26 protein-coding genes are annotated in these 26,976 nt (G+C 68.4%); 8 read left to right on the top strand and 18 right to left on the bottom strand.

Annotated features, from left to right (window positions below; all coding sequences use genetic code 11):
- Positions 1-53: 53 nt before the first annotated feature.
- The 3 genes from ITJ57_RS08585 to ITJ57_RS08575 all read right to left on the bottom strand — a co-directional run bounded on the left by ITJ57_RS08585 (position 54) and on the right by ITJ57_RS08575 (position 3,911).
- On the bottom strand, positions 54-1,187 hold the full coding sequence (locus ITJ57_RS08585) for a branched-chain amino acid aminotransferase (protein WP_194669663.1): 1,134 nt from the start codon (positions 1,185-1,187) through the stop codon (positions 54-56).
- A gap of 43 nt (positions 1,188-1,230) precedes the next feature.
- Positions 1,231-2,286, bottom strand: coding sequence for a 3-isopropylmalate dehydrogenase (locus tag ITJ57_RS08580; RefSeq protein ID WP_194669662.1), 1,056 nt, complete (start codon positions 2,284-2,286; stop codon positions 1,231-1,233).
- A 101-nt stretch (positions 2,287-2,387) separates the two neighbouring features.
- Positions 2,388-3,911, bottom strand: a complete 1,524-nt coding sequence (locus tag ITJ57_RS08575; protein WP_370582277.1) for an MFS transporter — start codon at positions 3,909-3,911, stop codon at positions 2,388-2,390.
- Between the two features lie 116 nt (positions 3,912-4,027).
- On the opposite strand from ITJ57_RS08575, the gene ITJ57_RS19620 reads away from it, so the two are divergent.
- The gene (locus ITJ57_RS19620; RefSeq protein WP_194669661.1) at positions 4,028-4,585 is read left to right on the top strand and encodes a TetR/AcrR family transcriptional regulator; all 558 of its coding nucleotides are present in this window, start codon (positions 4,028-4,030) and stop codon (positions 4,583-4,585) included.
- Between the two features lie 64 nt (positions 4,586-4,649).
- Here ITJ57_RS19620 and serA read toward each other — a convergent pair whose 3' ends face one another.
- The 3 genes from serA to ITJ57_RS08555 form a co-directional block, all read right to left on the bottom strand.
- On the bottom strand, positions 4,650-6,242 hold the full coding sequence (gene serA / locus ITJ57_RS08565) for a phosphoglycerate dehydrogenase (protein WP_194669660.1): 1,593 nt from the start codon (positions 6,240-6,242) through the stop codon (positions 4,650-4,652).
- A gap of 115 nt (positions 6,243-6,357) precedes the next feature.
- A complete protein-coding gene (locus tag ITJ57_RS08560; protein WP_194669659.1) occupies positions 6,358-6,729 on the bottom strand; it encodes a hypothetical protein in 372 nt (123 codons plus the stop codon).
- Positions 6,730-6,734: 5 nt separating this feature from the next.
- Complete coding sequence (locus tag ITJ57_RS08555; RefSeq protein ID WP_194669658.1) at positions 6,735-7,289, bottom strand: hypothetical protein; 555 nt, start codon at positions 7,287-7,289, stop codon at positions 6,735-6,737.
- 70 nt (positions 7,290-7,359) lie between these two features.
- On the opposite strand from ITJ57_RS08555, the gene ITJ57_RS08550 reads away from it, so the two are divergent.
- On the top strand, positions 7,360-7,746 hold the full coding sequence (locus tag ITJ57_RS08550; protein ID WP_370582276.1) for a hypothetical protein: 387 nt from the start codon (positions 7,360-7,362) through the stop codon (positions 7,744-7,746).
- A 45-nt stretch (positions 7,747-7,791) separates the two neighbouring features.
- Here the strand turns inward: ITJ57_RS08550 and ITJ57_RS08545 are convergent, their stop codons facing one another.
- The 6 genes from ITJ57_RS08545 to ITJ57_RS08520 form a co-directional block, all read right to left on the bottom strand.
- On the bottom strand, positions 7,792-8,547 hold the full coding sequence (locus tag ITJ57_RS08545) for a copper homeostasis protein CutC (protein WP_194669656.1): 756 nt from the start codon (positions 8,545-8,547) through the stop codon (positions 7,792-7,794).
- Between the two features lie 53 nt (positions 8,548-8,600).
- The gene (locus ITJ57_RS08540; RefSeq protein WP_056007049.1) at positions 8,601-9,515 is read right to left on the bottom strand and encodes a carbohydrate ABC transporter permease; all 915 of its coding nucleotides are present in this window, start codon (positions 9,513-9,515) and stop codon (positions 8,601-8,603) included.
- Entirely contained in the window at positions 9,512-10,516 is a 1,005-nt protein-coding gene (locus tag ITJ57_RS08535) for a carbohydrate ABC transporter permease (protein WP_194669655.1), read from the bottom strand. The genes ITJ57_RS08540 and ITJ57_RS08535 overlap by 4 nt, the downstream gene beginning before the upstream one ends.
- Positions 10,513-11,919: an N-acetylglucosamine/diacetylchitobiose ABC transporter substrate-binding protein gene (gene ngcE, locus ITJ57_RS08530; protein WP_194669654.1), complete on the bottom strand. Its 1,407-nt coding sequence runs from the start codon at positions 11,917-11,919 to the stop codon at positions 10,513-10,515. Before ngcE ends, ITJ57_RS08535 begins: the two co-directional genes overlap by 4 nt.
- Before the next feature lie 95 nt (positions 11,920-12,014).
- Positions 12,015-12,794 carry a sugar isomerase domain-containing protein gene (locus ITJ57_RS08525; protein WP_194669653.1) on the bottom strand — a complete coding sequence of 260 codons (780 nt, stop codon included), beginning with the start codon at positions 12,792-12,794 and terminating at the stop codon, positions 12,015-12,017.
- A gap of 10 nt (positions 12,795-12,804) precedes the next feature.
- Positions 12,805-13,752 carry a MurR/RpiR family transcriptional regulator gene (locus ITJ57_RS08520; protein WP_194669652.1) on the bottom strand — a complete coding sequence of 316 codons (948 nt, stop codon included), beginning with the start codon at positions 13,750-13,752 and terminating at the stop codon, positions 12,805-12,807.
- A 93-nt stretch (positions 13,753-13,845) separates the two neighbouring features.
- On the opposite strand from ITJ57_RS08520, the gene ITJ57_RS08515 reads away from it, so the two are divergent.
- From ITJ57_RS08515 to ITJ57_RS08505, 3 genes are all read left to right on the top strand, one after another.
- Positions 13,846-14,868: an N-acetylglucosamine kinase gene (locus ITJ57_RS08515; protein WP_194669651.1), complete on the top strand. Its 1,023-nt coding sequence runs from the start codon at positions 13,846-13,848 to the stop codon at positions 14,866-14,868.
- Positions 14,865-15,866 carry a Gfo/Idh/MocA family protein gene (locus ITJ57_RS08510; RefSeq protein ID WP_194669650.1) on the top strand — a complete coding sequence of 334 codons (1,002 nt, stop codon included), beginning with the start codon at positions 14,865-14,867 and terminating at the stop codon, positions 15,864-15,866. The genes ITJ57_RS08515 and ITJ57_RS08510 overlap by 4 nt, the downstream gene beginning before the upstream one ends.
- 121 nt (positions 15,867-15,987) lie before the next feature.
- On the top strand, positions 15,988-17,310 hold the full coding sequence (locus ITJ57_RS08505; protein ID WP_194669649.1) for an alpha-L-fucosidase: 1,323 nt from the start codon (positions 15,988-15,990) through the stop codon (positions 17,308-17,310).
- An 83-nt stretch (positions 17,311-17,393) separates the two neighbouring features.
- Here ITJ57_RS08505 and ilvC read toward each other — a convergent pair whose 3' ends face one another.
- Genes ilvC through otsA form a run of 6 tightly spaced genes read right to left on the bottom strand, consistent with a single transcriptional unit; the run spans position 17,394 to position 24,874 of the window.
- Positions 17,394-18,422 carry a ketol-acid reductoisomerase gene (gene ilvC / locus ITJ57_RS08500; protein WP_194669648.1) on the bottom strand — a complete coding sequence of 343 codons (1,029 nt, stop codon included), beginning with the start codon at positions 18,420-18,422 and terminating at the stop codon, positions 17,394-17,396.
- Positions 18,423-18,470: 48 nt separating this feature from the next.
- Entirely contained in the window at positions 18,471-18,980 is a 510-nt protein-coding gene (ilvN, locus tag ITJ57_RS08495) for an acetolactate synthase small subunit (RefSeq protein ID WP_056007074.1), read from the bottom strand.
- A 2-nt stretch (positions 18,981-18,982) separates the two neighbouring features.
- Positions 18,983-20,788 carry an acetolactate synthase large subunit gene (locus ITJ57_RS08490; protein WP_194669647.1) on the bottom strand — a complete coding sequence of 602 codons (1,806 nt, stop codon included), beginning with the start codon at positions 20,786-20,788 and terminating at the stop codon, positions 18,983-18,985.
- A gap of 42 nt (positions 20,789-20,830) precedes the next feature.
- Positions 20,831-22,525, bottom strand: a complete 1,695-nt coding sequence (ilvD, locus tag ITJ57_RS08485) for a dihydroxy-acid dehydratase (protein WP_194669646.1) — start codon at positions 22,523-22,525, stop codon at positions 20,831-20,833.
- A 1-nt stretch (position 22,526) separates the two neighbouring features.
- Positions 22,527-23,348, bottom strand: coding sequence for a trehalose-phosphatase (gene otsB, locus ITJ57_RS08480; RefSeq protein ID WP_056007081.1), 822 nt, complete (start codon positions 23,346-23,348; stop codon positions 22,527-22,529).
- A complete protein-coding gene (gene otsA, locus ITJ57_RS08475) occupies positions 23,345-24,874 on the bottom strand; it encodes an alpha,alpha-trehalose-phosphate synthase (UDP-forming) (RefSeq protein ID WP_056780904.1) in 1,530 nt (509 codons plus the stop codon). The genes otsB and otsA overlap by 4 nt, the downstream gene beginning before the upstream one ends.
- 111 nt (positions 24,875-24,985) lie before the next feature.
- Here otsA and ITJ57_RS08470 point away from each other — a divergent pair, with 111 nt between their 5' ends.
- The 3 genes from ITJ57_RS08470 (at position 24,986) to ITJ57_RS08460 (ending at position 26,735) form a co-directional block, all read left to right on the top strand.
- Positions 24,986-25,819, top strand: coding sequence for a sugar phosphate isomerase/epimerase (locus ITJ57_RS08470; protein WP_228506544.1), 834 nt, complete (start codon positions 24,986-24,988; stop codon positions 25,817-25,819).
- A 4-nt stretch (positions 25,820-25,823) separates the two neighbouring features.
- Positions 25,824-26,012 carry a hypothetical protein gene (locus ITJ57_RS08465; RefSeq protein WP_194669644.1) on the top strand — a complete coding sequence of 63 codons (189 nt, stop codon included), beginning with the start codon at positions 25,824-25,826 and terminating at the stop codon, positions 26,010-26,012.
- A gap of 183 nt (positions 26,013-26,195) precedes the next feature.
- Positions 26,196-26,735 (top strand): hypothetical protein, encoded by a 540-nt coding sequence (locus ITJ57_RS08460; RefSeq protein ID WP_194669643.1) that lies wholly within the window; start codon positions 26,196-26,198, stop codon positions 26,733-26,735.
- Positions 26,736-26,976: the final 241 nt, after the last annotated feature.

Raw genomic sequence — 26,976 nt, 5'->3', positions numbered from 1 at the left:
GGACGACACGGAAGCCCCGCACGAGGTGCGGGGCTTCCCAGGGTGCTCGGAGCCTACTCGGCGCTCGAGGACGGCTCGGCGTCGAGTCGGGTCATCCACCCGTGGCGGTCCGGCAGGCGTCCGTACTGGATGTCCGTCAGTTCCTGCCGCAGGGACATCGTCAGCTCGCCGGCGGCTGCGTCCGCGTCTCCGACGGTGAAGTCCCTGGCCTTCAGCTGCGCGATCGGGGTGACGACCGCGGCGGTACCACAGGCGAAGACCTCGACGATGTCGCCGCTCTCGACACCCTCCCGCCATTCGTCGATCGTGACCCGACGGCGCTCCACCCGGTGCCCGCGGTCCTCCGCGAGCTGGAGGATGCTGTCGCGGGTGATGCCCTCGAGGATCGAGTCGGACTCCGGGGTGACGAGCGTTCCGTCCTTCTTGACGAGCACGACGTTCATCCCGCCGAGCTCCTCGATGTAGGTCGCCTCCTGCGCGTCGAGGAAGAGGACCTGAGCGCAGCCCTGCTCGTAGGCCTCAGCCTGCGGCAGCAACGACGACGCGTAGTTCCCGCCGGTCTTCGCCGCCCCGGTGCCCCCCTTCCCGGCGCGACTGTAGTCCGTCGACAGCCAGATCGACACGGGCGTCACGCCTCCGGTGAAGTAGGCGCCGGCCGGGCTGGCGATGACGTAGTAGTTCACCTTCTTCGCGGGGCGGACGCCGAGGAAGGCCTCCTTCGCGAACATGAAGGGCCGCAGGTACAGGCTGGTCTCCGGTGCGGACGGCACCCACGAGCCGTCGACGGCGATGAGCTGCCTGATCGACTCGACGAAGTACTCGACGGGAAGCTCCGGCAGCGCGAGTCGCTTGGCTGAGCGCTGCAGGCGTCGGCCGTTGGCGTCCGGCCGGAACGACCAGATGGACCCGTCGGCGTGACGGTAGGCCTTCAGCCCTTCGAAGATCTCCTGGGCGTAGTGCAGGACCGCGGCGGCCGGGTCGAGCGAGATCGGACCGTAGGGCTGGACGCGAGGCCGGTGCCAACCGCCGTGCTCGGACCAGCAGATGTCGACCATGTGGTCGGTGAAGTGCTGACCGAACCCGGGGGCGGCGAGGATCGCGTCGCGCTCGGCAGCCGGCACGGGCTGCTCGTTCGGGGTCACGGTGAAGGCGAGTTCGCGCCGCGCCATGGGGAGGTTGATCGTCATGATGGTGTCTTCCGTCTGGATCTGCGTGTCAGGTGGGCGTCGTCTACCGCTTCGCCGCGAGGGCGGCGATGGCGTCGCCGACCTCGGTCGTCGAGCGCGCTGCGCCCGTCCGGGCGGCGATGTCGGCGGTGACGGCAGTGGCCACTCGTGCCGCCTCCGTCTCGAAGCCGAGATGCGACAGCATCAGGGAGACGGAGAGGATGGCGGCGGTCGGGTCGGCCAGCTGCTTCCCGGCGATGTCGGGCGCCGATCCGTGGACGGGCTCGAACATGCTCGGGTACGTGCCGTCCGGGTTGATGTTTCCCGAGGCCGCGAGACCGATGCCGCCGCTGATCGCGCCGGCCAGATCGGTGAGGATGTCGCCGAAGAGGTTGTCCGTGACGATGACGTCAAACCTAGCAGGATCGGTGACGAGGAAGATCGTGGCGGCGTCGACGTGGAGGTAGTCGACCGCGACGTCGGGGAACTCGACGGACACAGCATCGACGATGCGCTTCCAGAGCGAACCGGCGAAGACCAGGACGTTGGTCTTGTGCACGAGGGTCAGCTTGCTCCGGCGAGCGGCCGCGGCGGCGAACGCGTAGCGCACCACACGCTCCACGCCGTAGGCCGTGTTCACCGAGACCTCGTTCGCGACCTCGTGCGGCGTCCCGGGGCGGATCGTCCCGCCGTTGCCGACGTAGGGGCCTTCGGTCCCCTCGCGGACGACGACGAAGTCGACCGCTCCCGGCTCGCGCAGCGGGCTGGGCACCCCCGGGTACACGACGGTCGGCCGCAGGTTGACGTAGTGGTCGAGGCTGAAGCGGAGCTTCAGGAGCAGTCCCCGTTCGATGTTCGCGTTCGCGAGCCGGGGGTCGCCTGGAACGCCACCGACGGCGCCGAGCAGGATGGCGTCGTGCGAGGCGATCGCAGCGAGGTCTGCTTCGGTCAGCACGTCGCCCGTCTCGAGGAACCGGGCGGCACCGAGGGAGAACGGGGTCTGCTCGAATCGTGCGTCGCCGCCCTCGACCGCGACGTCCAGCACCTTGAGCGCCTCACCCACGACCTCGGGACCGATCCCGTCGCCGGGGATGACTGCGAGCTTGACGGTGCGGGACATGGGACTCCTGAGGGTGCGACGACGGTGTGCGCCCAGCTTAACGCCTGGCACCACGACGCGGTCGTGCCACCCGAGCCCGGGTGGCACGACCGGCGAGCGACCTATCGGACGCGGCGGAGACCGATCGCCGCGACGAGCATGGCGGCGACGATGAGGCCGACCCCGATCCAGGCCGCGACGCCGACGCCACTGTCGAAGGCGTGCCGAGCGGACTCCATGAGCGCACCCGCGAGGTCGCCCGGGAGCTGCTCGGCGACGGTCGCCGCTCCACCGAGGGTCTCCCCCGCGGCCTGTTGCTGAACGGCGGTGAGCCCGTCCGGCAACACCACCGAGGAGCGGTAGGACGCGGTGAGCACCGTCCCGAGCGTCGCCGTGCCGAGGACCGCACCGAGTTCGTAGGCGGTCTCGGAGACACCGGAGGCCGCACCGGCCTTCTCGGGCGGCGCGCTCGCGATGACGAGTTCGTTGGACACCGTCTCGGCGGATCCGATGCCGAGCCCCAGCGCGACGAACGCGAGTCCGATCCCGAACGCCGAGACGTCGCCACCGGTGATCGCGATGGACGCGTACCCGACGGCCGAGACGACGAGGGCGACGGGGACGACGATCCCCGGCCGGACCCGCTTCGAGATGGGAACGATCACGAGGCCGGCGACGATCATCACGATGAGACCGGGCAGCAGGACCAGGCCGGCGTCGAGCGGGGCCAGACCGAGGACCAGCTGCAGGTGCTGCGACACGAAGAACAGACCACCGACGAGCGCGGTCACGCTCAGCAGGTTGATGACCACCGCGCCACTGAAGGAGGCACGCCGGAAGAGGCTCAGATCCAACAGCGGGTGCTCGAGCCGGAGCTGCCGACGGATGAACAGGATGCCGCTCACGACGCCGACGACCATCGAGACGACGGTGACGACGTCGAATCCGGCCTCGGCGAGGTGCTTGACGCCGAAGACGAGCGGGGTCATCGTCAAGAGGATGAGCACGATGCTCGGGACGTCGATACGACCCGGATCGGGGTCCTTGGACTCGGGGATGAGGAACGGCGCGAGCACCACGAGGGGCAACAGCACCGGCACCGCCAGCAGGAACACCGCTCCCCAGGCGAAGTGCTCGAGGATGACACCACCGACGATCGGGCCGAGCGCGCTGCCGGCGGCGAACCCGCTCGCCCACACGGCGATCGCGAACCGTCGCTGGTCGCGGTCGAGGAAGATGTTCCGCAGGAGCGAGAGCGTGGATGGCATCAGCATCGCGCCGAAGAACCCGAGGGCCGCCCGAGCCGCGATCAGGAGCTCCGCGCTGGGCGCGAAGGCGGCAGCGACGGAGACGACGCCGAAGCCGATCGAACCGATGAGGAGGAGCCGACGGCGACCGATCCGGTCTCCGAGGCTGCCCATCGACACGAGCAGGCCGGCGAGGACGAGCGGGTAGACGTCGACGATCCAGAGCAGCTGGGTTCCCGACGGCGTGAGTGCGCTCGAGATCGCGGGCAACGCGAAGTTCAGGACCGTGTTGTCCACCGACACCAGGAGCACGGGGAGCATGAGGACGGCGAGTGCGAACCAGGCTCGTCGGCCGGCGCGCGGGGCGAGGACGGCGGTGGGTTCGGTTGCGGTGGACACGATGACCTCTTTCGGAGCATGGAGAACGGCGCCGGTCGGGCGCCGCCCGCTCGACTATACCGTCCAGCCGGTATAGTATCAATCCGTCGACCCGATCAGCCGAATACGATGGAGCCATGGCGAAGCAGACCGCAGCCCGAGAACGCGTGCTCGACGCCTTCGCCGACCTGCTCATCGAGCAGGGCGAGCGCGCAGCCACCCTCGACGCCGTCGCCGCTGCGGCCGGCGTCTCCAAAGGCGGGCTCCTCTACCACTTCGGCAGCAAGGACGCCCTCGTCGACGGGCTCATCGCCCGCCTCCAGGAGCTCAGCGAGGCCGATACCGCTCGGATGCTCGAGGCCCCCGAGGGTGTCGTCGCGTACTTCGTGCGGACCTCCGTCGACTGTGGCACCCCGTTCGACCGGACGATCATCGCCGTCGCGCGGCTGGCGCAGGGACAGCACGCGCAGGCGAGCGAGGCGATGGCCGACATCCGGCGGAGCTGGCTGCGCACCGTGGAGGACGCCGTCGGCGATCCCGACACCGCCCGCGCGATCGTGCTGATGTCGGACGGCCTCTACGCCAACACGGCACAACTCGGTATGGGGGTCAGCGACCCCGACGAGGGCAGCGACGAATCGATCGAACGGCTACTGGCCGTGATCGCGCGACTCCTGCCCGCATCCTCCCGCTGACCGTCCGCAGACGACGACGCCCCACCCCGGTGCCGACCGGGGTGGGGCGTTCGTCCGTGGGTGGCTACTGCTCGGTGATGTCGATCTCGCGCAGGAGCGTCGCGTCGATCGTCTCGCGGATGACCTCGAGCACGTCGTCTGCGACGGGTGAGTCGACCGTCAGCACGCTGAGCGCCGGGCCACCGGCCTCGTGACGGGCGATCTGCATGCCGGCGATGTTGATGCCGGCCTCGCCGAACCGCTGGCCGTAGATGGCCACGATGCCCGGACGGTCCGTGTAGACCATGACGATGTGGTGCTTGGCGAACGGGACCTCGACGTCGTACCCGTTGATCTCGACGATCTTCTCGATCTGCTTCGTCCCGGTCAGGGTGCCGGAGACGGAGATCTGCGATCCGTCACTCAGGGCACCGCGGAGCGTGATGACGTTCCGGTACTCCTCGCTCACCTCGTCGGTGATCAGTCGGGCGACGACGCCGCGCTGCTCGGCCAGCAGGGGCGCGTTCACGTAGGACACCGTCTCGCTGACGATGTTCGTGAAGATCCCCTTGAGGGCGGCGAGCTTGAGGACGCTGACGTCGTAGCCGCTGAGCTCGCCGTGCACCTCGACGTCGACGCTGGTCAGTGACGAGGTCGACAGCGATGCGAACACCTGTCCGAGCTTCTCCACGAGGGGGATGCCGGGACGGACGTACGGGTCGATGACGCCACCCGCGACGTTGACCGCGTCCGGGACGAGTTCGCCACCGAGGGCGAGCCGCACCGACTTGGCGACCGAGACGCCGGCCTTCTCCTGCGCTTCGTCCGTCGAAGCGCCGAGGTGCGGCGTGACGATGACGTTCTCGAGGCCGAGCAGCTTCGTGTCCGTGGGCGGCTCGGTGACGAAGACGTCGAGACCGGCACCGGCGATGATGTCGTTCGAGAGCGCCTCGTAGAGCGCGTCCTCGTCGATCAGTCCGCCGCGGGCGACGTTCACCACGTAGGCCGTCGGCTTCATGAGCGCGAACTGCGGGCCGGCGATCATGCCCGTCGTCTCCGGCGTCTTCGGCATGTGGATCGTGATGAAGTCGGACTGCGCGAGCAGTTCGTCCAGCGTGACCAGCTGCACGCCGAGCTGCTGGGCACGAGCGGACGTGACGTAGGGGTCGTAGGCGATGACGTTCGTGCCGAACGCCTGGAGCCGGGCGGTGATCAGCGCACCGATCCGACCGAGACCGATGATGCCGATCGTCTTCTCGTAGAGCTCGGTACCGGTGTACTTGGAGCGCTTCCACTGGCCCTGGGCGAGGGCCGCGTGGGCCGCCGGAATGTGGCGTGCGAGGCTGAGGATGTGACCCACGGTGAGTTCGGCCGCGGAGATGATGTTCGACGTCGGCGCGTTGACGACCATCACACCGGCAGTCGTCGCCGCCTTGATGTCGACGTTGTCGAGACCGACGCCGGCGCGGGCGATGACCTTGAGACGGGTCGCTGCCTGAATCGCCTCCTCGTCCACCTTGGTGGCGGATCGCACGAGGATCGCGTCCGCATCGGCGATGGCGTCGAGCAGCGCAGGGCGGTCCGTCCCGTCGACGGAGCGCACCTCGAAGTCGGGCCCGAGGGCGTCGACGGTGGCTGGTGAGAGTTCTTCGGCGATCAGTACGACCGGTTTCGACACGGAACGGTTCCTTCGCAGTAGCAGTGGGGTGGGCAGCGCGTCGGTGTCCGGCGGCCGTCGCAAGCCTATCGGAGGCGCACTCCGCGGTTCGTCGTGTGACGCCGCCGCCGGTGGCTCAGGCGGAGAGGTCGATGAGCTGCTGGGCGCCGAACATCGCGAGGATGGACAGTGAGACGGCCGCGACCACGCAAAGCGCGACGAGGTATCTGACCGCCTGCTCCCCCAGTGAGCGCCCGCGACCCGTCCGGTACGCGATCGCGAAGGCCACGATCGGCAGGAGGAGGCCGCCGATGAGGACCACCCAGCCGAGCGGGAGGACCGGAACGCCGAGGCCGTCCGCCGTTCCGAGGATGCCGACGAGGTTGCCGACACCTTCGAAGACGTCGTAGGCGAAGAACAGGCCGAACAGCACGGCGATGCACCAGCTGAGCCAGGAGGGGCGAGGGGCGGTGGGCTGTGGGGCGGTGTCCGCACGGGTCGAGGGCATCGCGATCACACTCCTCGGAGGAACGGCCAGGGCAGGATGAGCAGGACGCCGAGGAGGAGCATGGCGATCCGGACGAGCGGCTTGCCGCCACGTGTCAGCCAGAGGGTCGCGGCCATCCAGACCGGTCCGGCGGCGACGGCCAATCCCTGCCCGAGGTCGAACATGAAGCGGCCGACCGCGTCGCTCGGGGGTGCGGCGTCCGGTCGGAACGCCGAGATGAGCCAACCGACGCTGTAGAGCAGGAACACACCGCCGAAGATCCCGAGGGTCACGAGCATGACCGAGCTCATCTGCTCGCGCTCAGCGACGACCGGCCCGGCCGACGTCCGGTCGGCTGCAGCCACCTCGTCCGGCTCGGACCGTGTCTCGGCCTCCACGGGGGTCGCCGACGCGGGGGCGGGCGTGGCCGGCTTGTCGAGCCGTGCGGATGCAGCAGGTGTCTCGAGCGTCTGGCCCGAGGGCGCTGCCGTTCGGCGCCGTTCACCTGACGCTGAGGGGTCGAGCGTCGGATCGTCGTCTCCGGCCCAGCTCAGCGCGTCGTCGTCCCGCTGCTCCGTCATGCCGTCAGCCTATCGTCGCCGAAGCATCCTCAGGTGCGGTGACCGGCGCACGACGGAGCACAATGGCACGGTGAACCCGTTCTCCATCCTGCAGTCCGTCCTGACGATCGTCCTCGCGCTCGTGTTCATCGGGATGGGGGCGCTCCACTTCCTCCCCGGCCCGGCGAGGACCATGGCCGCGATGATCCCCGACCGCCTTCGCGGCACCACCGTCACCCCGCGGGTGCTCGTCGTCTTCACCGGCGTCTGCGAGATCGCCGGCGGTCTCGGCCTGCTGATCCCGCCGACGAGGATCGCGGCCGTCTACTGCCTGGTCGTGTTCCTCGTCGCCGTCTTCCCGGCCAACGCCGCCGCCGCCCGACAGCCCGCCCGGTTCGGTCGCCTCGCGGTCCCGCTCGTGCCGCGGCTGATCGGTCAGCTCGTGCTGATCGCCGCGCTCGTCGCCGTGGCGCTCTGACGACCAGGACCGATCACGCTCCAGCCGGCCGACGACCGGCGACCGTCACACCGCGACGGCGGCGCGGCGGACCGCTGCGACGGCTCGGGCGACCGTCGTCGCGTCGGTGATGTCGTAGCTCGGAGATCCGCCGCCCGGACCCGTCTCCGTGACTCGCCCGGCCCGGCGTCGGGCGGAGAGGTGCACCGCGTCGACACCGGCTCTGGCGAGCGTCGGGATCGCGTCGATCGTCACTCCCCCGCCGGCCATGATCTCCATCGAGCCGTCACCGTTCGACGCCATGGCCGCGAGCTTCTCTGCGCCGTCGATGCTCGCGCGCGCGCCACCCGACGTCAACAGACGGTCCACCCCGGCGGCGCGGAGCTCGTCTGCGGCGCGGACCGGGTCGAGCGTCGCGTCGACGGCACGGTGGAAGGTCACGGCCAGCGAACCGGCGGCCTGTCGCAGTTGCGCCAGCGCCTCCGTGTCGATCGTGCGATCGGCCCGGAGGGCGCCGACGACGATCCCTGCGGCACCCGCCGCCTCCAGCGCGAGGATGTCGCCCGACATGACCTCGATCTCGGCCGGCGTGTAGACGAAACCGCCCTCACGAGGCCGGACCAGGACGTGGACGAAATCACCGAGCCCGGCCTCGTCCGCCGCACGGACCGCGGCCATGACGAGGCCGATGGACGGGGTGAGTCCGCCCGACCCGAGGGCCTGGCAGAGTTCGACCCGCTGTGCACCCTCACGGATGGCGATGCGGACCCCCTCGAGGTCCTGGACGGCGATCTCGACGGCGATTGGCGACTGGGAGCTCATTCGGACCATTGTTCCAGGGTTCCCCTCGGTGGCACGTCGCGCACGCCGACGCGCTACTTGTCCGTGCCCTGCGAAACCGAACCCTGCAGCTGACGCTGGAAGATCAGATACACGATGAGCACGGGGACGACGGTGATGACGGAGGCCGCGAAGAGCGCGCCGAAGTCGACCGAATACCCAGCCTGCGCCGCGAACGACGCCATCCCCTGCGTGAGGACGTAGTTCTGCGGGTTCGAGTTGAGTGCCACCGGAAGGAGGAACTGGTTCCACAGGCCGACGAAGTTGAGGATCGCGACGGTCGCGAGCCCCGGGCGGGCCATCGGGAGCATCACCTGGAAGAACGTCCTCCACTCCCCGGCCCCGTCGATTGCCGCAGCCTCGGCGATGGAGACCGGCAGCGACTTGAAGAAGGAGAAGAGGAAGAACACGGTGAACGGAAAGGCGAACGCCGCATAGGTCAGGATGAGCCCCGGAAGTGAGTTCAACAGTCCGAGGCTCTGCAGCACGAAGAACAACGGCACGATCGCGAGGAACACCGGGAAGGTGAGACCCGCGAGCATGAGGTAGTAGATCGCTCGGCTGCCGAAGAACCGGAACCGGGCCAACACGTACGCGCACATCGAACCGAACAGCATGGTCACGATGAGCGCGCCGAACACCACCACGATCGAGTTGAGGAAGAAGCTCCCGATGCCGGCGGTCGTCCACGCGTTCACGTAGTTGTCGAAGTTCCAGTTCGACGGCAGGGAGAACGGCGAGGCGAAGATCTCCGAGCTGGTCTTGAACGACGACATGACGGTCCAGAGCAGCGGCACCACCACCACGATGGACCAGATGATCAGCACCGTGTGGGATGCCGTCCCGACGACGCGGTCGCCCGTGGTCGGTTTGCGGCTGGCCGGTGTGCGCGTACCGGGCTTCCCGACGACCGCCGGGTTCGCGGTCGTCGCCGTGGTCTGGACGGTCATTCCGCCACCCCTTCATCGTTGCCGCCGGTGAGCCGGCTGACCAGGAAGACGACGCCGGCGAACATCAGGGTGACGAGCGCGAGCACGACCCCCATGGCGCAGGCGTAGCCGAACTGGCCCTTGGTGAACGCCGTCGTGAACAGCTGCTGCGACATCACGAGCGTGGTGTTCGACGGGCCGCCGCCCGGGTTCAACGCGGCCATGTACACGAACGCGTCGAGGGCGAGGATGCCCATGTAGATGTACGCGGTCTGGATGTTGTCCCGGATCAACGGGATCGTGATCGTGAGCGCGGTCCGCAAGCGACCCGCGCCGTCGATCCGTGCCGCCTCGTACACCTCGGCCGGCACACCCTTGATCGCCGCGATGAAGAGCACCGTGTAGAACCCGATGAGTCCCCAGACGATGACGAACATGGTGGCGATCATCGCCGTGTCCGGTGAACCGAGCCAGGCGAACGAGGCGAACTGGTCGAGACCGATGCCGGTCAGGAAGCCGTTCAGCAGCCCGGACGACGGGTCGTAGATCTGCTTCCAGATAAGGCCGATGACGATGGCCGGCACGACGTACGGGAAGAAGGTGATCACGCGGTACACGCTGGAGTTGCGCAAGCCGCGGATCGGTCCGTTGCTCGGTCCGCCGATCGTGATGAGGGAGGCGAAGAGGAACGCGATCCCGAGGGTCACGAGCGGCAGGACGATCGCGAGCGCGACGCTGTTGCCCATGGACTGGAGGAAGGTCTGGTCCTGGAAGAGCTTCGTGTAGTTCGACAACCCGACGAAGTCCATGCCCGGGGAGAACCCGGACCAGTTCGTCAACGAGTAGTACGCCGCTTGCGCGAACGGTGAGACCACGAAGACGACGTACCCCACCACCGGCACGATCAGGAAGACCAGGAAGAACGAGACCCGGTCGAACGTGAAGTCCCGGCGGCGCAGCCGCCGGGCGGCGGGAGGGGTGGCCCCTCCCACCTTCCCGATCGGCGTGCCGACCGCCGTCATTTGACGGTGACCTTGTCCACGGAGTCGTCGTTGCGGACCTTGTCGGAGATGTCCTGCATGCCCTTGGTGAGCGTGGCGACATCGGAGCCACCCTGCAGGAACGTGTTCCACAGCACGAGGAGATCCGTGTTGAGGCCGTACAGGTCGATGAAGTTCCACGAGAACACGTCGGTCCCGGCGTCGCCCAGCATCTTGACCTGCGACACGAGCGCCGTCGAACCGAAGCCGTCCTCCGGGATCGTGTCCTTCACGATGGTGGACGAGAAGGTCGTCTTCGCGAAGTTGACTGCGGCGTCGTTCGACAGCATGGCCCGCAGGAACTCCTTGCCGCCGCCGACGTTCTTGCCCTGCGACGGGACGATGAACCCTTCACCGGCGGTGCTGTGCAGCGCCGAGTACGGCAGAGCGGAGTCGGCGGAGACCGTCGGCTCGGGCGCGCCGGTCATCTTGAAACCGTCCTTCGTCTGGGTCTTCATCTCGTTCTCGATCCAGCCACCCGAGGGGTAGAGGATGAAGTCCTCGGAGTTGCTCCATTGCGCCTGCGCAGCGGTGAACTGCGTTCCGGCGCCACCGGGCTTGACGTACCCGGCGTCGATGATCGCTTTGAGTCCCTTGAGCACGTCCTGGACGGCCGGCTTCGACCAGCAGTCCGCCTCGAGGTTCTCGAGCGCCAGACGAACCTCGTCGCCACCCTCCTTGATCGCCGAGGCGATGGCCATCGTCAGGTAGTAGGTGGCCGCCTCGGTGCCCCAACCGAACAGGTACTTGCCCTGCTCCTTGGCCTTCGCACCGAGGTCGAGGGCCTCAGCCCACGTCTTCGGCGGGGTCCAGCCGTTGGCCTCGAAGAGCGCCGCGGAGTACCAGACCGCGTAGACGGTCAGCACGTAGTTCAGCTGGACGAACTTGCCGTCGAAGGTGCCCGGCTCGACGACGCCCGGGTAGAGGGTGTCCTTGATGACCTTGCCCTCGTAGTTCTTCGCCTCGATGACGTCCGTCAGGTCGGCGAGCTGCTCGCGGATGGTGTTGATGCCGATGAGGCCCGCACCGCTGTTGTCGATGACGTCCGGCGGGTTGCCGGCCACGAACCGCGGCTGGAGGGTCTGGGCGATGTTCGTCGCTGCGGTGACCTTGACGGTCGATCCCTTCTGCTGCTTCTCGACGAGCTTGCCGGCGAACTCGGTGTACTCGATGCCGTAGCCACCCTTGAAGATGACGGCGTCGACCGTCGAGTTGGCTGCCATGCCGAACGGGTTGTCGGCCGAGACCGGTCCGCCGGTGGTGGTCGCGCCGCCTCCACCGCCGACACAGGACGCGAGCGTCCCGCCGAGCGGGAGGAGGATCGCGGTAGCGAGTGCCCCTCGGAGGAAATCGCGGCGTTGGAGCGTTGCTGGCTGCTTGTCCATCGGTCTACCTTCCAGTGATTCGTGTCTTGCCCGGGTGTGGTGCTGTCGGGGTGGTGCGGTCGGGTGTGTGGTGCTGGTGCTGCGACGCCTGGGGCTCAGGCGTCACGTCGGATCCGGCCTCGGTAGCGGTCCTCGAGCACACCGTTGTGCTCGTCGCCGCCCGGGATGTTGGCCGAGATGTAGAGCGGTGGGGTCTCGCCGGTCGCCGCGATCCTGGCCGCGACGCCGATGGTGAGGAGCTGCGCGAGGTACGCGGCCGTGATCGAGGAGACCGCGCCGACGGGGACGCCGTCCTGGACCTCGATGGTCGCGTCGCCGAAGGGGGCGCGGTTGTCGAGGACGACGTCGGCGACCTCGGAGAGCCGGAGGCCGCTCGGGTGCTTCGGCTCGACCCGGGAGGTGTGCTCGAGCGAGGTGACGGCGATGACGGAGTGTCCGTGCTCCTTCGCGAGCAGCGCGAGCCCCACGATCGACCCGTTGACACCCGAGTTCGAGGCGATGATGAACACGTCGCCCGGCCCGACCGGGGAGATCGCGAACAGTTCCGCCGCGACGTCACCGCTACGCTCCAACGCGGCACCGCCCAGATCGTCCACCGACCGTCCGCCGCGAAGGACGACGTCGCGCAGGGCGATCTTGTTCGTGGGGATCAGCCCGCCGGCACGACCGGCGATCTCCATCGCGAAGGCCTCGGAGTGGCCGGTCCCGAACGCCTGGATGACCGCGCCCTGGTCGAGCGCCGTGACCAGGAGATCGATCGCAGGGTCGAGCTCGCCGGACCGCGCCGCCCGGGTGATGTCGGCCAGGCGGGAGGTGACCTCCTCGGTGTAGCGGTCGAGGTGATCCGTCCAGCTCGTGGTGGATGCGGTGCTCATGCGGTTCCTCTCAGACGCCAACGGGCGACGGGGTCTCGGAGAGGGCTCCCGCCCTCGTCGGTCGGCGGTGCGGGGCGACGGCGAGTGCGGAGGCCGCCAGGCGCTTGGTCGTGCGTTCGAAGTTCTGCTGGGCGACGAAGAGGTAGAGGAGGTCGAGGACGAACAGCTGGCCGTGCTTGGCGGAGAGGTCGTCCGGCTGGAGGAACCGTTCGTGGGCCGAGGTGATGATGGCCAGGGTCGACTCGGCGACGAGCGGGGAGTCCGGGTTGTTGCTGATCGCCACGGTGAGCGCGCCGGAGCGGCCGGCCTGGCGGAGCATCTGGATGGTCTCCTCGGTGCGGCCGGTGTTGCTGATGCCCAGGGCGACGGTGTCTGGTCCCTGGATCGCCGCGCTCGTGAGGCCGGCGTGCACCTCGGACCAGGCGTGCGTACTGATGCCGATCCGGTAGAGCCTCGCCTGCATCTCGTCGGCGAGCATCGCACTCCCGCCGACTCCGTAGATGTCGACGTTCCGGCTCCGCGCGATCGCTCCCGCGATCTCGAGCATGACGTCGAGGTCGATCACCTCGGCGGTCTCTCGGAGCGTCCGCGTGTGCGCGTTGAGCAGCGTGCTCAGGACGTCCGGCGCCGAGTCGTCGGGACCGAAGGCCCGCCCGATGTCGGTGCGCCACGAGTCACGGGCCGTGCTGCGTCCGAAGTCCTTCGCGAGGTCGACCCGGAACGGCGCGTAGCCCGTGTACCCGATGATGCGGCAGAAGCGGGTGATCGTGGCCGCGGAGACACCGGAATCGGCGGCGAGTTCACCGATCGTGAGGGTGAGGGGGGCGTCGGGCTTCTCCAGGAGGTAGTCCGCGATCCGCAGCATGACCCCGGACATCTCCGGCATCCGCGACCGAATCCGGTTGGTCACGCCGGTGGCGTGCTCGACCGGTGGGTCGGTGCGGACGGAAACAGTCATGGAAATTCCTTTTCTCCTTCATTGGAGGGACGCGAAACTGATTCTTACAGTACGTTGTGGCCCACGGCAACATGTTTCGAGATGATGACGATGATGAAAACAACACTGGCGGTCGATGCCGGCGGCACCTCGTCCCGCGCGGCGCTCGTCGACGCCTCGGCGCGGCGACTCGGCTCCGGCCGCGCGGGCGGCGGGAATCCGACCTCATCGGGCGTCGACGCCGCTGCAACGCAGATCGCCCTCGCCGCGCGTGCCGCGCTCGACCAGGCCGGGAACACGCCCGGCGGCCCGGCCGTCGCAGCGGGGTCACCCGTGGTGATCACGCAGGCGGGACTGGTCTCCGACGCCTACCGGCGCGCCCTCGATGCACACCTCCGTCCGCTCGGACTCGGACCGGTCGTGATCGAGCCGGACCTGCTGGGGATGTACGGATCGGGCTCGGCGTCACCCGACGGCATCGTGCTCGTCGCGGGAACCGGGAGCGTCGCCGGCCGGATCAGGGACCGCCGGGTCGTCCGCGAGGTCGGTGGCGCCGGATGGCTCCTCGGTGACGGCGGTTCCGGGTTCTGGATCGCCCGTCGGGTGGTCCGCGCGGTCGCCGCCGACCTGGACGACATCGGTCCGAGAACTGCGCTCACCCCGTTGCTCTGTCAGATGATCGGCACCACACCGGAGACGACGTCCGACCAGGCGCACCGTCGCCGATCGTCGGCGCTCGACGCACTCATCCGGTCCGTGAACGACGGTCCGCCCATCGCCATCGCGCGCCTCGCGCCACTCGCCTTCCTGGCCATTGACGACGAGGTCGCGCTGGCGATCCTCGACGCCGCGGTGGACCGGTTGGCGCTCCTCGTGGAGCGCGTCACGGGTCTGGATTCGGACGACCGCGACGCCACGCTCGTCGTCGGAGGGAGCGTGCTCGTGAACGGCCTGCTCCCGGCCGTCTGTTCGGCCAGGGAGCGGCTGTCGGCCGCGGCCGCGGGAGCCCGACTCGTCCCGGTCGCCGACGGCCTCGTCGGTGCCGCGGCGCTCGGCCTCAGGATGCTCGGCGAGGATGTCGACGACGCGACGCTGGGCCGGCTGCGGCGCGACCTGGCGGCAGGTGCGACCCGATGACGCCGCGGCGCATCGCCGTCATCGGCACCGGTGCCATGGGGCAGGCGCACGTCCGCGCCATCGCCGGACTCGGCGCAGCGGACCGGATCGCGTACCTGTGCTCGGCGCGCTCGCCGAGACCGATGCCGGAGGCACCACGTGCGCGGCTGACGACCTCCGTGGACGAGGTGCTGCACGACGCCTCGGTCGGCATCGTCGTGATCTGCACGCCGACCGACACCCACCGGGACCTCGCGGTCGGCGCGCTCGGAGCCGGCAAGCACGTGCTGCTGGAGAAACCCATCGCCCTCGAGCTCGCCGACGCCCACGCGATCCTCCGTGCCGCCGAGGACGCCCGACGCATCCTCATGGTCGCGCACGTCGTCAGGTTCTTCGGCGGGTACGAGGCGATCGACGACGCCGTGCGCGCCGGCGCCGTCGGCACGCCGCTCGCGGTCACGGCCGAACGGTTGAGCGCCCCCGCTCCCCCGTCCCCGTGGTGGCAGGACGAGCGGCGCTCCGGTGGCCCGTTGGTGGACTTCGCGATCCACGACTTCGACCAGCTGAACCGGCTCCTCGGCGCGCCGCGGGCCGTCTCGAGCCGCCGGACCGGCGCAGGCAGACCGATCGAGACGACCGTCGACTACGCCGAGGGCGGCATCGGGCGCGTTCTGACGTCGATGGAGCTCCCGCCGGCCTTCGGGTTCAGCTCGGCCATCGAAGTGCTCGGCAGCACCGGCCTCCTCGCGCACCGCTTCGTCGGCGCGTCCCCGACGCATCGCGCGCCCCTCTCGATCGAGGCGCTCGGCTCCGCGACGCCCAGTCGGCCGTACGAGCTCGACGAGACCGACCCCTATCAGCGACAGATGGCCGCGTTCCTCGACTGCGTCGAGCGAGACGTCGAACCGGTGCGGGTGACCGGTCCGAGCGCAATCGCGGCGCTCACCGTCGCTCTCGCGGCGAAGACCTCATTGGATACCGGGACACCGGTGCAGCTCGTCGAGGCCGGCGGCAACTGAACCGATCGCGGGATGGCGTTCGGGTGGTGCCGCCGGCACCGTCCCATTCGGCCAGACATCCGACCTTTCGTGTTAGCCTGCCCGCATCACCGTGAACCCGCTCGACGATCGAAAGGCCGCTGTGACCGAGACCACCACCCCCAGACCCGACGCCGCCTGGTTCGACGAGGCGAGATTCGGACTCTTCCTGCACTGGGGCCTGTACGCGCTCCCCGCCCGGCACGAATGGGTACAGACGCGGGAACACCAGTCCGCCGCGCACTACGAGCGCTACCGCGAGCACTTCGACCCTGACCGGTTCGACCCGCACGCCTGGGCCAGGCAGGCGAAGGCCGCCGGCTTCCGATACGCCGTCCTCACGACGAAGCACCACGACGGCTTCTGCCTCTGGGACTCGGCGCTCACCGACTTCACCTCGATGAACACGCCGGCCGGCCGTGACCTCGTGGCCGAGTTCGTGGAGGCCTTCCGCGCCGAGGGGCTGCGGATCGGTTTCTACCACTCGCTGATCGACTGGCATCACCCCGACTTCACCGTCGATGGGATCCACCCGCTGCGCAACGACACTGAGGCGCTCGTCGCCAACGCGGACCGCGAGTGGGACCGCTACCGCGACTACCTCCACGGTCAGGTGCGCGAACTCCTCACCGGGTACGGCACGGTCGACTACCTGTTCTTCGACTTCAGTTACTCGCAGGGCATCGAGGGGCTGCCGGGCAAGGGTGCGGCGGACTGGGGATCCGAGGAACTCGTCTCGATGATCCGCGAGCTGCAGCCGGACATCCTCATCAACGACCGACTGGAGCTCCCGGGCGACATCACGACGCCGGAGCAGTACCAACCCGTCGAGACACCGGTCGACGCGGACGGCGGACCGCTCCGCTGGGAGGCCTGCCAGACGTTGAACGGGAGCTGGGGGTACGACCGGGACAACCTCGACTACAAGTCACCGGAACTCCTCCTGCGGATGCTCATCGACTCCGTGTCGAAGAACGGCAACATGCTCCTGAACATCGGACCGACGGCCCGCGGGACGATCGATCCTCGGGCCGTCGAACGCCTGGAGGTGCTGGCCGACTGGTTCGCGCTGCATGAACGTGCGATCCGTGGGTGCGGTCCGTCCGAGTTCGCGAGCCCGTCTGATGTCCGGTACACCCAGCGCGGCGACCGCCTCTACGTGCACGTCTTCGCCTGGCCGTTCGTGCATCTGCACCTGCCGGGACTCGGCGGCAGGGTGCGCTACGCGCAACTCCTGTCGGACGGCTCCGAGGTCCCGTTCCAGGTGCATCGACCGGAGCACGACCTACCGAATCAGCACACCCAGCCGAAGGGGCTCGGTCCTGACACGGTGACGCTGCATCTGCCGATCGGCGAACCCGCCACGCCGATCCCCGTCATCGAGATCTTCCTCGAACCACGCGACGGCGAGCAGCTGCCTGGCTGAACCTCCGATGACGACGGAACGCCCGCCCCGTGATCACGGGGCGGGCGTTCTGATCGATGCCGTCGGACGGCCGATCCTACTGACTAGCGGGCGACGCTGCCGTCGACGTAGTCGTCGTCGTTCGAGGCGTTCCACGCGAAGAGCTTCCGGAGCTCGCGGCCGGTGGCCTCGATCGGGTGGTCCTCACCCTTCTTGCGCAGCTCGAGGAACTCGGGCGCGCCGGCGTCCTGGTCCTCGATGAAGCGCTTCGCGAAGGTGCCGTCCTGGATGTCCTTGAGGACCGCCTGCATGTTGGTCTTGACACTCGGGTCGATGACCCGCGGGCCGGAGACGTAGTCGCCGTACTCGGCCGTGTCGGAGACGCTCCAACGCTGCTTCGCGATGCCACCCTCCCAGATGAGGTCCACGATGAGCTTCAGCTCGTGGAGCACCTCGAAGTACGCGATCTGCGGCTGGTAGCCGGCCTCGGTCAGGGTCTCGAAGCCGTACTGGATCAGCTGCGAGACACCACCGCAGAGGACGGCCTGCTCGCCGAACAGGTCGGTCTCGGTCTCCTCGGTGAAGGTGGTCTTGATGCCGCCGGCACGCAGGCCGCCGATCGCCTTGGCGTACGACCAGGCGAGCGCCCAGGCGCTGCCGGTCTCGTCCTTCTCGACGGCGACGATGACGGGGACGCCACGGCCGGCCTCGTACTCGCGACGCACGGTGTGACCCGGGCCCTTCGGGGCGACCATGAAGATGTCGACGCCTTCAGGAGCCTCGATGTATCCGAAGCGGATGTTGAAGCCGTGGCCGAAGACGAGGGCCTTGCCCGGTGCGAGCTGGTCCTTGATCGACTCGGCGAAGATCGTGCGCTGGAACTGGTCCGGCGCGAGGATCACGATGACGTCGGCCCATGCGGAGGCATCGGCCACGTTCTTGACGGTGAAGCCCTGCTCCTCAGCCTTGGCGACCGACTTGGAGCCGTCCTTCAGGCCGACGACGACCTCGACACCGGAGTCGCGAAGGTTGAGCGCGTGTGCGTGCCCCTGCGAGCCGTAGCCGATCACGGCAACCTTCTTGCCCTGGATGAGCGACAGGTCTGCGTCCTGGTCGTAGAAAATCTCAGTCACTGGTGGTTCTCTCCTTGGTTGTGGTTTCGCACGATGTCGCCGAGGCGACTAGTTCTTGAAGACGCGTTCGGTGATGGACTTGGACCCGCGCCCGATGGCGAGGAGGCCCGACTGGGCGATCTCCTTGATGCCGTAGGGCTCGAGCACCTTGAGGAAGGCCGTCGTCTTCCCCGAGTCACCCGTGACCTCGATGACGAGCGCATCCGTGGCCACGTCGACGACGCGGGCGCGGAACAGGTTGACGGCCTCGAGCACCTGGGAACGGGTGGAGTTGTCGACACGGACCTTGATGAGCAGGTGCTCGCGCTGGACCGACTGCGCCGGATCGAGTTCCACGATCTTGATGACGTTGATGAGCTTGTTCAGCTGCTTCGTCACCTGTTCGAGCGGGAGCTCCTCGACGTCGACGACGACCGTGATCCTGGACAGACCCTCGATCTCGCTGTGGCCGACCGCGAGGCTCTCGATGTTGAAGCCCCGGCGGGCGAACAACCCGGCGACGCGGGTCAGCAGACCGGGCTTGTCCTCGACGAGGAGGCTCAGGACGTGGCTGCTCATGCTCAGGCCTCCTCATCGAACGACGGACTGTGATCCTTGGCGTACTGGACGTAGCTGTTGCTGACGCCCTGCGGCACCATCGGCCACACCATCGCGTCGGCACTCACGACGAAGTCGATCACGACCGGGCGGTCGTTGGTCTCGAGCGCGAGCTTGATGGCCGCGTCGACCTCCTCCTCCTTCGTCACGCGGATCGCGAGGCAGCCGTAGGCCTCCGCGAGCTTGACGAAATCGGGGATGCGGATGGTGTCGTGTCCGGTGTTGAGGTCGGTGTTGGAGTACCGGCCGTCGTAGAAGAGCGTCTGCCACTGGCGGACCATACCGAGCGAGGAGTTGTTGATGATCGCGACCTTGATCGGGATGTTGTTGATCGTGCAGGTCGCGAGTTCCTGGTTCGTCATCTGGAAGCAGCCGTCGCCGTCGATCGCCCACACGTGGCGGTCGGGCTGGGCCACCTTGGCGCCCATGGCGGCCGGGACCGAGTACCCCATGGTTCCGGCACCGCCGGAGTTCAGCCAGGAGTTCGGGCGCTCGTACTTGATGAACTGGGCGGCCCACATCTGGTGTTGCCCCACACCGGATGCGAACACGCCCTCCGGCCCGGTGAGCTCACCGATGCGCGAGATCACGTGCTGCGGAGCCAGCAGGCCGTCGGTGGGTGCGGCGTAACCGAGCGGGAACTCCTCGCGGAGGCCGTCGAGGTACGCCCACCACTCGGTGATGTCGGGCGTGACTTCTCGGGCCGCCGCCTCGAAGGCCGACTGCAGATCGACGATGACGTCCTTCGCGTCGCCGACGATCGGGACGTCGGCGATGCGGATCTTCGAGATCTCGGCGGGGTCGACGTCGACGTGGACGACCTTCGCGTTCGGTGCGAACAGCGACGCCTTCCCGGTCACGCGGTCATCGAAGCGGGCGCCGAGGGACACGAGCAGGTCGGACTCCTGCAGGGCGAGCACGGCGGGGACGGTGCCGTGCATGCCGGGCATGCCGAGGTGCTGCTGGTGGGAGTCCGGGAACGCTCCGCGGGCCATGAGGGTGGTGACGACCGGCGCGCCGACGGCTTCGGCCAGGGCGAGCAGTTCCTCCGAGGCCTTCGACCGGATGACGCCGCCACCGACGTAGAGGACGGGCTTCTTCGCGTTCACCAGTAGCTGTGCTGCTGCCTGGATCTGCTTGCCGTGCGCCTTCGTCACCGGACGGTAGCCCGGCAGGTCGATCTTCGGCGGCCAGATGAACGGTGCCTCGGCCTGCTGGGCGTCCTTGGTGATGTCGACGAGCACCGGACCGGGACGGCCCGTCCCGGCGATCTCGTACGCCGCCGCGATGGCGGCCGGAACGTCCTCCGGCGTCTTCACGAGGAAGGAGTGCTTCGTGATCGGCATGGTGATGCCGACGATGTCCGCCTCCTGGAACGCGTCCGTGCCCATGAGGGTCGAGAAGACCTGTCCGGTGATCGCGACCATGGGCACCGAGTCCATGTAGGCGTCGGCGATGGCCGTGACGAGGTTCGTCGCGCCAGGACCGGACGTCGCGATGCAGACGCCGATCCCGCCACCGGCCGCTGCGTAGCCCTCGGCCGCGTGCCCGGCGCCCTGCTCGTGCCGGACGAGGATGTGGCGGAGTTTCGTCGAGTCCATCAGCGGGTCGTACGTCGGCAGGATCGCTCCGCCGGGCAGACCGAAGATGTCGGTGACCCCGAGCAGCTCGAGCGATCGGACGATCGCCTGCGCTCCGGTCAGGATCTCCGGGGCAGCCGCAGCCGCCGGTGTTCTGGGGTGAGGCACGGGTTGGGACTCCGTGGGCATGATGATTCCTTCAGCGATGAGATGCACGAACGAGATGCTCGGTTACCCCGTGATCGCGCCCTCCGCTGCGGAGTGCACGAGACGAGAGTACTTTGCGAGAACGCCACGGGTATAGCGCGGGGGAAGAGGCGCCCAGCCTTCGCGGCGGGCTTCCAGCTCTGCGTCGTCGACGAGTAGGTCGAGCGAGCGGCCAGCGATATCGACCCGTATCAGATCACCATCGCGCACGAAGGCGATTGGACCTGCGTCCACCGCTTCGGGTGCTATGTGGCCGATGCACAGTCCGGTTGTGCCGCCTGAGAATCGACCGTCCGTCAAGAGTAGTACATCTTTGCCGAGCCCCGCGCCCTTGATGGCGGCCGTGATCGCGAGCATCTCGCGCATTCCCGGCCCACCCTTCGGGCCCTCGTAGCGGATGATGACGACGTCGCCCTTGTTGATCTTGCCCTCGGTGAGCGCGTCCATGGCACCGCGTTCACGTTCGAAGACCCGCGCGGGTCCTTCGAAGACCTCGGCGTCGAAGCCGGCGGTCTTGACGACGGCTCCCTCAGGGGCGAACGAGCCCTTGAGGATGGTGATGCCGCCGGTCGCGTGGATCGGGTTGTCCAGCGTGCGGATGACCGTGCCGTCGATCGGGTCCGGGTTGATGTCGGCGAGGTTCTCGGCGACCGTCTTGCCGGTGACCGTGAGGCAGTCGCCGTGCAGGAGTCCGGCGTCGAGCAGGGCCTTCATGACGACGGGGACGCCGCCGTGACGGTCGACGTCGTTCATGACGTACTGGCCGAACGGCTTGAGGTCGCCGATGTGCGGGACCTTGTCACCGATGCGGTTGAAGTCGTCGAGCGTGAGGTCGACCTCGGCCTCACGGGCGATCGCCAGCAGGTGCAGGACCACGTTCGTCGAGCCGCCGAAGGCCATCGCGACGGCGATGGCGTTCTCGAACGCCTCCTTGGTGAGGATGTCGCGGGCGGTGATGCCGAGACGGAGCATGTTGACGACGGCTTCACCCGAACGGTGAGCGAAGTAGTCGCGGCGGCGATCGGCCGAGGGCGGGGACGCCGAACCGGGAAGGCTCATCCCGAGCGCCTCGGCGACCGAGGCCATGGTGTTGGCCGTGTACATCCCGCCACAGGCGCCCTCGCCCGGGGCGATGGCGCACTCGATGCGCTTGAGGTCTTCTTCGCTCATGTTCCCGGCTTTGCAGGCCCCGACGGCCTCGAAGGAGTCGATGATCGTGACCTCCTTCTCCGTGCCGTCGGTGAGCTTGACCCACCCCGGAGCGATCGAGCCGGCGTAGAGGAACACCGAGGAGAGGTCGAGACGGGCGGCCGCCATGAGCATGCCCGGCAGCGACTTGTCGCAGCCCGCGAGCAGGACGGTGCCGTCCAGGCGCTCGGCCATGACGACGGTCTCGACGCTGTCGGCGATGACCTCTCGCGACACGAGCGAGAAGTGCATGCCCTCATGCCCCATCGAGATGCCGTCGGAGACGGAGATCGTGCCGAACTGGAGCGGGTACCCGCCACCGGAGTGGACGCCTTCCTTGGCGCCCTGGGCCAGCCGGTCGAGCGAGAGGTTGCAGGGCGTGATCTCGTTCCACGAGCTCGCGATGCCGATCTGGGGCTTGTCCCAGTCCTCGTCGCCCATGCCGACGGCGCGGAGCATGCCGCGCGAGGTGGTCGCCTCGATCCCGTCGGTGACGGCACGGCTGCGTGGTTTGATGTCGATCTCTGGCATTTTAAGAGTCTACGGCTTCCTTGTTGCTTCGATATTCCGCGAGCATGCCGAGGACTCGCGCTATCTCCGATGGTCCTTCAACCCGGAAATCCGCGGCGGTCACGCCGGTGCCGCTCTTCACCCCGAGGTCTCCCGGGCCGAGCGCACCGAACGCGTCCTCATCCGTGACGTCGTCGCCCGCATAGAACACGGCGTCTGCTTTGGTGTACCGCCGGAGGTGTTCGACGGCTTCGCCCTTGGTCGCGCTCCTGAGCGAGAACTCGAGGACGTTCTTGCCCTCGCGAACCGTCAGGGCGCCGAACTCGTCCTTGGTGTGGGCGAGTGCTTCGAGGTGGGCGATCCTGGAGTCTTCTTCACTGGCGAGCCTGGTGTGCAGGGCGAACCCTGCCGGCTTCCGCTCGATCCAGACATTATCGTAACCCCCGGCGACGTCCTGGAGGATCCGCTGCAGCGTCTCCCGCTGCTCGCGTTCCTCGTCGTCGAGGGCGAGCGCGTCGTCGGGGTTGTCGAGGCGGATCTCGACGCCGTGCGAGCCGGCGAACAGCGCGTGATCGGGCAGCTCCGCCACCGCCACGAGGCTGTCGATGGCGCGCCCGGACACGAGCGCGACCCGGGTGCCTGGCAGGTCCATGAGCGCGAGGACGGCTTTGCGTGCCGCCGGCAGGGCACGGGCCTGATCCGGGTCGTCGACCTCGGGCGCCAGGGTGCCGTCGAAGTCGAGGGCGACCAGGAGGCTCGGGACGTCGGCCAGGCGGCGCAACTCCGCGCGCAACCCGAGGGGAAGCCCTCCGAGGGTGTCGGTGGGCTCGTCGGTGGTGCTCATGACTGGGTGGTGCTCCCCTGCTCGGTGGTCGATGCCGTGTCGCGGACGCGGTGCAGCTCGTCGAGGAAGGACGCGGACCAGCGGGCGACGTCGTACTCCATCACGCGCTTACGCAACGCACGCATCCTCCGGCCGCGTTCCGCCTTCGTCATGTGGACCGCCTGCAGGATCGCGGACTTGAGTCCCTCGATGTCGTGCGGGTTGATCTTCAACGCCTGCTTCAGCTCGTCGGATGCCCCGGCGAACTCGCTCAACACGAGGACACCGTCGTTGTCGTAGCGTGCCGCGACGTACTCCTTGGCGACGAGGTTCATCCCGTCGCGCAGAGCCGTCACCAGCATGACGTCGGCGGCGAGGTAGAGGGCGGCCATCTCCTCGCGCGGGTACCCGTGGTGGAGGTACTGGATCGCGGTGTGGCCGATCGTACCGAAGTCGCCGTTGATCCGGCCCACCGTCTGCTCGATGTCGTCGCGCAGCTGGCGGTAGGTCTCGACCCGCTCACGGCTGGGGCTCGCGACCTGGACCAGCGTGACGTCCTCGACGGCGAGCTTGCCCTGCTCGAGGAGTTCGCCGAAGGCCTTCAGGCGGTGGCCGATGCCCTTCGTGTAGTCGAGCCGGTCGACGCCGAGCATGATCGTCTCCGGGTTGCCCAGCTCCTCACGGATCTGCTTGGCCCTCGCGATGATCTCCGGGCGCTGGGCGAGCGCCTGGTAGCCCTGGCTGTCGATCGAGATCGGGAAGTGCCTCGCGATGACCGTGCGGTACGGAGCGCCTCGCTTCGACGCGGCCGGCGCGGCGTCCGTCGTGACGGACACGAGCGCGGCGTCGAGCGGGACCTGGATCGCGGCACCCTTCGTCTCGTACCCGAACAGGCGGCGGACCGCCCGGGAGAAGTTCCCGGCGTCTGCCACGCGCTGGAACCCGATGACGTCCGCGCCGAGCAGTCCTTCGATGATCTGGCGGCGCCACGGGAGCTGGGAGTAGATCCCGTAGGCCGGGAACGGGATGTGGTTGAAGAACCCGATCGTGAGGTCGGGACGGAGCTCGCGGAGGATCTTCGGCACGAGCTGCAGCTGGTAGTCCTGCACCCACACGGTCGCTCCATCGGATGCTGCGGCCGCTGCGGCCTGGGCGAAGCGGCGGTTGACGGCCACGTAGGAGTCCCACCATTCGCGGTGGTAGCTCGGCGGCGCGATGACGTCGTGGTAGAGCGGCCAGATCGTGTCGTTCGAGAAGCCCTCGTAGTAGCGGGCGATCTCCTCCTCCGACAGCGGCACCGGGATGATCCACATGTCGTCGTTGTCGAACGGCTCGATCTCGAGGTCGGCCGACCCGGCCCACCCGATCCAGGCACCGTCCGCGCCGCGCATGACGGGTTCGAGGGCGGTGACGAGGCCGCCGGGAGAGGTCCTCCAGCTCTCGGCACCGTCTGCATCGACGACACGGTCGACCGGCAGTCGGTTGGAGACCACGATGAAGTCGAAGGTCGACGCTGATCCGCCGTCAGGCGCGGAATATCTGGTGATGATGACCCTCCCGGGTTGCTCGGGTTCGCCCTTCAGGCTAGCAGCGTTCCGCACGGCGAAACCGCGTGTTCAGACGGCGAGCATATGCTTGCGCTGATGATCCGCCATGGCATGAGCACCTCCTGCGTGTACCCCTCCGGCACCCGGCGCGCCTTCGAACTCGCCGCGGAAGCCGGCTACGACGGCGTCGAGGTCATGGTGACCGAGGACCGGATGACGCAGGACGCGGTCGCGCTCCGGTCGCTGGCTGACGAGACCGGCCTGGACATCCTCTCGATCCATGCGCCGGTGCTCACGAGGACGGCGTTCGTGTGGGGTCGGGACCACCGCACGAAGCTCCGTCGCTCCGCGGAACTCGCCGACGCCGTGGGCGCCTCGACGGTCGTCGTCCACCCGCCGTTCCGTTGGCAGCGACGGTACGCGGCGGCGTTCGTCGACCTCGTCGCGGAGCTCAGCGAGCAGTACGGTCTGGAGATCGCGGTCGAGAACATGGCGTGCTTCCGAAGCCGGGGGCTCCGCGTGCAGCCGTTCGCATTCGGATACGACCCCGGCCCACTCGCGTGTGCGGCGCTCACCCTCGACTTCTCGCACGCGGCTCTCGCCGGCGAGGACTCGCTGGAGATCGCCGCCCGTTACGGCGACCGGCTCCGCCACATCCACTTGTGCGACGGGACGTCCCCCTCGCCCCGCGCAGCCTTCCTCGACGAACACCTCCTGCCTGGTGACGGCGACCAGCCGGTCGCAGCGGTGCTCGAGCGGCTCCGGGCGGCGGAGTGGTCGGGCAGCATCGTCGCCGAGGTGCACCTTCCGAGCGGCGATGACGACGCCAGCCGGGTGGCGCAGCTCAGGGCGTCGCTCGCCTTCGCCAAACGCGCCTTCGCTAGCACAGGCGGGGCGTCGGATGAAAGCCCGGATGCGGGGGGCCTCCCCTACCGGCTAGCGTGAAGACATGCGCAAATACCTTTTCAACGGCAGCATGATCTCCGCGGTCTTCGGAGGCATTTCGGCTCTCCAGGCGACGCGCCAGGGTCCCCGCGACTGGAAGCTCATCCTGCTGTGGTTGAGCTGGGGCATCTCGCTCGCCCTCGCGATCAGCACGGTCCTCGACGAGAGCAAGCAGGCCGAGATCGGACGCTGACCCGGCGATACCACGGAGTCTCCGGAATGCCGTGAACCCCGGCGTCATCCGCGTGTCTCCGCGGCGTTCCGCGCTCGGTGACCGACAATACAAGCAGTCCTCCTCAAGGGACGATCCGCTTTCGATGAAGGGCCCGCCATGTTCGGTCGCCGACGCCACGCTGCACCTGTCTCCGCATCGAAGTTGACCGAGAAGCAGCTGTTCGACCTGGTGCACGCACGACTGGCGTCCGAACTCGGCGCGAACGGCGCCTGGGTGCTGTCGCGACGCACGCCGAGCTCCGGCGACGAGATCTTCCACGAGGTCTACGCGCAGCAGCTCGCCCATGAGATCGCCACTGACATCGACCTCGAACAGGCCGCCGTCACGGTCCGCGCCGAAGCTGCACCAGCACGCGGATGGCGACTCTGGTCGCGTCCACAGGAGCAGCTCGACACTGTCGAGGTCGACGACGCCGAACTGGGAGCGACCATCGAGCCCGCCTCACCGGTCGTCGAGCCGGTCGAGACGCTCGTACCGGCCGCTGCGGCGACCGAGCCGGTCGAAGCCGAGCACTCCCCCGCACAGGACGTCGACGAAGCGGAGCCGGTGGCCGAACCGACCCTCGTGGAGCGGACCCTGCTGGAACCGCAGCACTACCCGATCACCGTCTGGGCGGAACCCGAGTTCATCGACGCCAGCCTCGTCAACCCGATTCCAGCGCGGCGCAGCTCCGTCGCCTGAACCACCGCACCGTCACGAACGGCCGTCCACTCCGGTGGGCGGCCGTTTCGCCGTCGTGAGCCACGAGCGGGCATGACGCCTCATCGAACCCGAATCGATGAGGCGCCACGGCGACGGCGGGCACTGGTGCGCGCTGTCGCTGCGCCCCGGGCGGTGGGGTGACCACACGGAGGCCATTGTCGGCAACGGCAGGACCCGATCCCGCCAGGTCGCCGACCCTTCCAGGGTCTCATGGCATTGC

Origin of the sequence: Plantibacter sp. VKM Ac-2880, from assembly GCF_015351235.1 — a bacterium.
Taxonomy (GTDB): Bacteria; Actinomycetota; Actinomycetes; order Actinomycetales; family Microbacteriaceae; genus Plantibacter.
This window is presented reverse-complemented; position numbering and strand designations above follow the sequence as displayed.